Origin of the sequence: Arthrobacter sp. 9V, from assembly GCF_902506065.1 — a bacterium.
Classification (GTDB): Bacteria; Actinomycetota; Actinomycetes; order Actinomycetales; family Micrococcaceae; genus Arthrobacter.
Genome location: NZ_LR732999.1, coordinates 1 through 1,442 on the forward strand (window position 1 = coordinate 1; position 1,442 = coordinate 1,442).

1 protein-coding gene and 1 pseudogene are annotated in these 1,442 nt (G+C 68.7%); both read left to right on the plus strand.

All coding sequences use genetic code 11. From position 1 onward, the window contains the following. Positions 1–330: pseudogene (locus BACI9J_RS23180) on the plus strand (hypothetical protein); the annotation flags it as partial. A gap of 200 nt (positions 331–530) precedes the next feature. Next, the coding region (locus BACI9J_RS23185) for a metal ABC transporter solute-binding protein, Zn/Mn family (protein WP_159736696.1) at positions 531–1,442 on the plus strand (912 nt) is incomplete at its 3' end.

The window sequence follows — 1,442 nt, forward strand, 5'->3', positions numbered from 1 at the left end:
GCGTACTACTTCATCACCCTCGGGGTGTACCCCTCGCTGAAGATCACCGACGCGGCCTTCGTGATCGGTGCCGCCAGCATGGCCTCGGCGATCAGCATGCTGGCCGTCTTCGCGCCCGGCGGGCTCGGTGTCCGCGAGGGCGTCCAGGCCCTCCTGCTGGCCCTCGTGATGCCGGTGCCGATCGCCCTCGTGGTCGTCGTCGTCACCCGTGTCTGGAGCCTCGCGGTCGACGGACTCTTCCTGCTCTGCGCCGCGGCCCCCACGTGGTTCCGGCGCGACCGGCCGACGGACGACCCCTCCGCGGTCGAGGGTGGCGTCCCCGCCGCCTGACGCGGCAGCGAGTGTGCAGAAGACGTCGGGTCCCGTGTCGGGACCCGACGTCTTCTGCTCACTGGGCGGCCGTGGCGCGCCTGGCGACGGACGGGAGGCCCGTGCCAGCTGGCACCGGGCCTCCCGTCCGTCTCGCGGTCGCGCTGAGAGCCCTCATAGCGGTTTTGACAATCGTTATCAGTAGGCGTTAGCGTCGTGCCATGCACAACCGCCTCCTCGCCCTCCCGCTCGTCGCCGGCGCCGCCGCGCTCGCCCTGACCGGGTGCGCCACCTCATCTGCCGCGGGGGAGGCCACCAGCAGCGACGGCACGATCAACGTCGTCGCCTCCACGAACGTCTACGGCTCGATCGTCAAGAGCATCGGTGGCGACGCCGTCACCGTCACGAGCATCCTGAGTGACCCGTCGCAGGACCCGCACTCCTTCGAGTCGAGTGCCCGCACGCAGCTCTCCGTGTCGAAGGCCGACCTGCTCATCGAGAACGGTGGCGGCTACGACGACTTCATGACGACGCTCGCGAACGCCTCGGACACCAAGGCCGACACGATCAACGTCGTGAAGCTCTCCGGCCTCGACAAGGGCGGGAGTGCCGAGTTCAACGAGCACGTCTTCTACAGCTACCCCACGATGGTGAAGCTGGTCGAGGCGGTCACGAAGGACCTCAGCGCACTCGACGAGAGCGGCAAGGACGCGTTCCAGAAGAACGCCGCCACGCTCACCACCAAGCTCCAGGACCTCGAGTCCCAGACCGACGCCGTCAAGAAGCAGGACGCCGGCGACAAGGTGGCGTACACCGAGCCGGTGCCCGGGTACCTGTTCGGCGCGATGGGCCTCGAGAACGAGACCCCGCCCGCCTTCTCCGAGGCCATCGAGGAAGGCGACGACGTCCCGCCGGCGGCCCTCCGCGACACCCTCGCGCTGTTCACCGGCAAGCGCGTGCAGCTCCTCGCCTACAACAACCAGGCGTCGAGCCCCGAGACCGAACAGGTCCAGAAGGCCGCCGAGCAGAACGACATCCCCGTCGTCGGTGTCACGGAGACGCTCCCCAAGGGGCAGGATTACGTCTCGTGGCAGCAGGCGAACATCGACGCGGTGAAGGCAGCGCTCCAGAAG